This is a genomic window from Streptomyces sp. MK37H (assembly GCF_018035285.1).
GTDB lineage: Bacteria > Actinomycetota > Actinomycetes > Streptomycetales > Streptomycetaceae > Streptomyces > Streptomyces endocoffeicus.
The window spans coordinates 1-4065 of the sequence record NZ_JAAAYH010000611.1 but is presented as its reverse complement, the minus strand read 5'-3'; the positions used below and the strand labels follow the sequence as shown (position 1 = coordinate 4065).

Below are 4065 nucleotides of genomic sequence, written 5' to 3'. Positions count from 1 at the left end.
GGGGCCTGGGGCGGAGCCCCGCCACGCGGCGGAGCCGCATATCGGTGCTGCGGGAAGAGGCGAAGCCCCGCCATGTGGTGGAGCCGCATATCGATGCTGAGGGAAGGGGCGGGGAGGGGAGTAGCCCGCCGCAGGCGCCACGACCCGTCGGACACCCCCTACGCCCCCGCGAGGGCCTCGTCGCACGCGGTGCGCAACCGCCGTACCCCCTCGGCCAGTTCGCCGAGGCCCGCCACTGACGCGAAGCTCAGTCGCACATGTGGCGCGGGCGGTTCGGCGCAGAAGTACGGACCGCCGGGGGCGACGGCGACCCCGGCGCGCAGCGCGGCGGAGCCCAGGGCGGACTCGTCGGTGCCGTGGGGCAGCCGCAGCCACAGGTGGTAGCCGCCGGGCGGGACATGGCGCAGCTCCAGCGCGGGCAGCTCCCGCCGTACGGCGGTGACGAGCGCCTCGCGGCGGGTGCGCAGCTCGGCGGCGACGTTGCGCAGATGGCGGGGCCAGGCGGGGGCGCCGACGAGTTCCAGGGCGGCCTCCTGGAGCGGGCGGGGCACGAAGAAGCTGTCGACGACCTGGATCGCGCGCAGCCGCCCCAGCGCGGGGCCGCGGGCGGCGAGCGCGCCCACCCGAAGGCTGGGCGAGGTGGCCTTGGTGAGCGAGCAGACATGGACCACCACCCCGTCGGGGTCGTCGGCGGCGAGAGTGTCGGGCAGCGGCGCCGCGTCCTCGTGGACGAGCCGGCGGGCGAAGTCGTCCTCGACCACGAACGCGCCCGCCTCACGGGCGATCCCGATCACCTCGCGGCGCCGCTCGGAGGCGAGCGTCGCACCGGTGGGGTTCTGGAACAGCGGCTGGCAGACGAAGACCCGGGCACCGGTCGCCCGCAGCGCCTCGGCGAGCAGCTCGGGCCGGACCCCGTCGGTGTCCACCGGCACCGGGACGGGGCGCAGCCCGGAGGCGCGGGCGGCGGCGAGCACCCCGGGGTAGGTCGGGGATTCGACGAGGACGGGCGCACCGGGCGGGGCGAGGCCGCGCAGCGCACAGGTGAGCGCGGACTGGCCGCCCGCGGTGACCAGGACGTCGGCAGCGCCGAGGGCCCCGGCCGGGCCGCCGATCTCGCGGGCGAACCAGGCGCGCAGCTCGGGGAGCCCCTCCACCGGCGGGCGGTCCCACGCCCCGGGCCGCCGTCCGGCGCGGGCCAGGGCGGCGGACAGCGCCCGCTCCGGCTGGAGGGAGGAGTGCAGATAGCCGTTGTTGAACTCCAGGATCCCGGGCGGTGGGGCGGCGAGCGTGGCCAGGACGCCCGAGGCGTCCACCGAGCGCCGCACCTGCTCGCCGGCCGTCTCCACGCCCAGCGCGACCTCCTGCCAGGAGGTGTCGCCCGGGCGTGGCGCCCCGGCTCCCGGCCGGGTGGCGCGGAAGGCACCGGCGCCGGGGCGGGTGACCACCAGTCCTTCGGCGGAGAGCGCGGCGAGGGCGCGGGAGACGGTCACCGGGCTCACCCGGTGGCGCTCGACCAGGGCACGGCTGGACGGCAGCTTCTCTCCAGGTGAGTAGCGGTTCAGCTCCTTCCGCAGCGATTCCGCGAGTTGGGCCACACTGCTACGCTGTTGCATGACAGCACAGGATAGCGCTACCCAGGACAGTGCGATAGCGGAGAGCGGCGGTCCCGCCGACGGCCGGGGCGACACCCCGCCGTCGTCCGCCTCCCGCACCGGCATCCCTGCCGCCGCGCGTACCGGCACCGTGCTCGCGGTGCTCGGTGTGGCCGCCTTCTCGCTCACCTTCCCCGGCACCGCCTGGGCGCTCACCGGCCTCGGCGCCTGGTCGGTGACCACCTGCCGGATGGTGCTCGCCGCGCTGATCGCGGGCGGGGCGCTGGCCGTCCTGCGGGTGCCGGTGCCGGACCGCCGCCACTGGGCCGGGCTGCTGGTCGTCGCGGCCGGGGTCGTCGTGGGCTTCCCGCTGCTGACCACGCTCGCCCTGCAGACCTCCACCACCGCGCACGCGGCCGTGGTGGTCGGCCTGCTGCCGCTCACCACCGCCGCCTTCTCCGCCGTACGCACCGGGATACGGCCCTCGCGGGTGTTCTGGGCGGCGGCGCTGGCCGGGGCCGCGGTGGTGATCGCCTTCGCGGTGCAGCAGAGCGGCGGCGCGCCCGCCATCGGCGATCTGTATCTGTTCGCCGCGCTGCCGGTGTGCGCGGCGGGCTATGCGGAGGGCGGCCGGCTGGCCGGCCACATGCCGGGCTGGCAGGTGATCGGCTGGGCGCTGGTGGGCTGTCTGCCGCTGTCGGTGCCGGGCGCGGTGCTCGCGCTGTCGGCCGAGGACGTCCACCTCGGCGGTCAGGCGGTGGCCGGGCTGCTGTGGCTGGCGGTGGGCTCGCAGTTCGTGGGCATGGTGGTCTGGTACCGGGGGATGGCGGCCATCGGGGTGGCCAGGGCCAGCCAGCTGCAACTGGCCCAGCCGCTGCTCACCCTGGTGTGGTCGGTGCTGCTGCTCGGCGAGAAGCTGACCCCCGCCGCCCCGATCGCCGCCGTCGCGGTGCTGGTGTGCATCGGGGTGACGCAGCGGGCGCGGGTCCCGTCGGGGGCGGTACGGGCCTCCGCCCCGGGCCGGGTGCGGGGATCCGAAGCGGTCGACCGGATCCCCGAAGCGGTGGACCGGAATCACTCCCCGGCGGGCGCAAACCAGGACAACCGGCCATAGACTGGCCTCAGGGATCGCATTGCCCTCCAGCGGACGGGAGGTCACGCACATGGAGGCGAGCGTAGGCGACAAGCTGCTGGTGCACGGCAGGGTTGTCGGAATTCACGATCGTGTAGCGGAGATCATCGAAGTGCTCGGGGTTAACGGGGAACCGCCCTACCGCGTGCGTTACGAGGACGACGGACACGAGTGCCTGTTCTCCCCCGGGCCCGACTCGGTCGTCCGCCACCTGGCAGCCGGACCCAGGCAGCGTTAGCCGTCCCTGCGAGGCAGGGCCTGGGTCAGCGGGGCGGACGGACGCGATACGGATAGTGGTCGGCGACCACACGCGCCATGGCGCCGTTGCGGTCGGCGGCCACTTCCTTCGCGGAGAAGTACACATTGCCGCGCACCTGGGGAAAGCCCCGGTCGAAGGTGAGGTGCCGGGACAGCTCCGCCGGGTCCTGCCAGGGCGCGGGCTGCGCCGGATCGCCCGCCTTGTAGAGCGCCTCGCCGATGTAGAGGTTCACCCCGGTGCCCCGGACCGCCTCCGACCACCAGGGGACGAGCACCGCGTAGTCGGCGGCGGCGAAGCCGATGTTCCAGTAGACCTGCGGGACGACGTAATCGAGCCATCCCCGCCGCACCCAGCCCCGGGTGTCCGCGTAGAGGTCGTCATAGGTCTGCACCCCCGCCGTGGTGGCGGAGCCGAGCGGGTCGGTGGCCTGGTTGCGCCAGACGCCGAAGGGGCTGATACCGAACCGCACCCGCCGCCCCCGACGTTTGACGCGCATGGCCGTCTCGTACACCAGGCGGTCGATGTTGTTCCGCCGCCAGGCCGCGCGGTCCGGGAAGCCCGCGCCGTAGCGCTCGTACGCCGCGTCGTCGTCGAAGACCTGACCGGCCACCGGATACGGGTAGAAGTAGTCGTCCCAGTGGACGGCGTCGATGTCATAGCGCGCGACCGCGTCCAGCATGGCGTCCTGGACGAAGCGGCGCACCTCGGGCAGCCCGGGGTTGTAGTAGAGCTTCCCGCCGTAGGGCACGACCCACTCGGGGTGCACCCGGGCCGGATGGGTGGGGATCAGCCGTGACGGGTCGGTGTGGTTGGCGATCCGGTACGGGTTGAACCAGGCGTGCAGCTCCAGCCCGCGCCGGTGTGCCTCGCGCACGGCGGTGCCCAGCGGATCCCAGCCCGGGTCCTTGCCCTGGATGCCGGTGAGGCACTCCGCCCACGGCTCGTACGGTGAGGGCCACAGCGCGTCCGCCGTCGGCCGCACCTGGAAGACCACCGCGTTGAGCCGGCGGCTCACGGCGGTGTCGAGGAAGCCCAGCAGCTCGGCCCGCTGCTGCTCCGCGGGGAGACCGGGTCTGGACGGC

4 protein-coding genes are annotated in these 4065 nt (G+C 74.6%); 2 read left to right on the top strand and 2 right to left on the bottom strand.

Features of this window, described 5'->3' with window-relative positions:
- Positions 1–158: 158 nt before the first annotated feature.
- Positions 159–1613 (bottom strand): PLP-dependent aminotransferase family protein, encoded by a 1455-nt coding sequence (locus tag GWI24_RS41520; RefSeq protein WP_210951194.1) that lies wholly within the window; start codon positions 1611–1613, stop codon positions 159–161.
- On the opposite strand from GWI24_RS41520, the gene GWI24_RS41515 reads away from it, so the two are divergent.
- A complete protein-coding gene (locus tag GWI24_RS41515; RefSeq protein WP_247617610.1) occupies positions 1612–2706 on the top strand; it encodes a DMT family transporter in 1095 nt (364 codons plus the stop codon). The two genes, GWI24_RS41520 and GWI24_RS41515, sit on opposite strands and share 2 nt — an antisense overlap.
- A 49-nt stretch (positions 2707–2755) precedes the next feature.
- Positions 2756–2962 (top strand): DUF1918 domain-containing protein, encoded by a 207-nt coding sequence (locus tag GWI24_RS41510; protein ID WP_210951193.1) that lies wholly within the window; start codon positions 2756–2758, stop codon positions 2960–2962.
- A 25-nt stretch (positions 2963–2987) separates the two neighbouring features.
- On the opposite strand, the gene GWI24_RS41505 is transcribed toward GWI24_RS41510, so the two are convergent.
- Positions 2988–4065 (bottom strand): glycoside hydrolase family 10 protein (locus GWI24_RS41505; RefSeq protein WP_210951192.1); only part of this gene is annotated, 1078 nt, incomplete at its 5' end.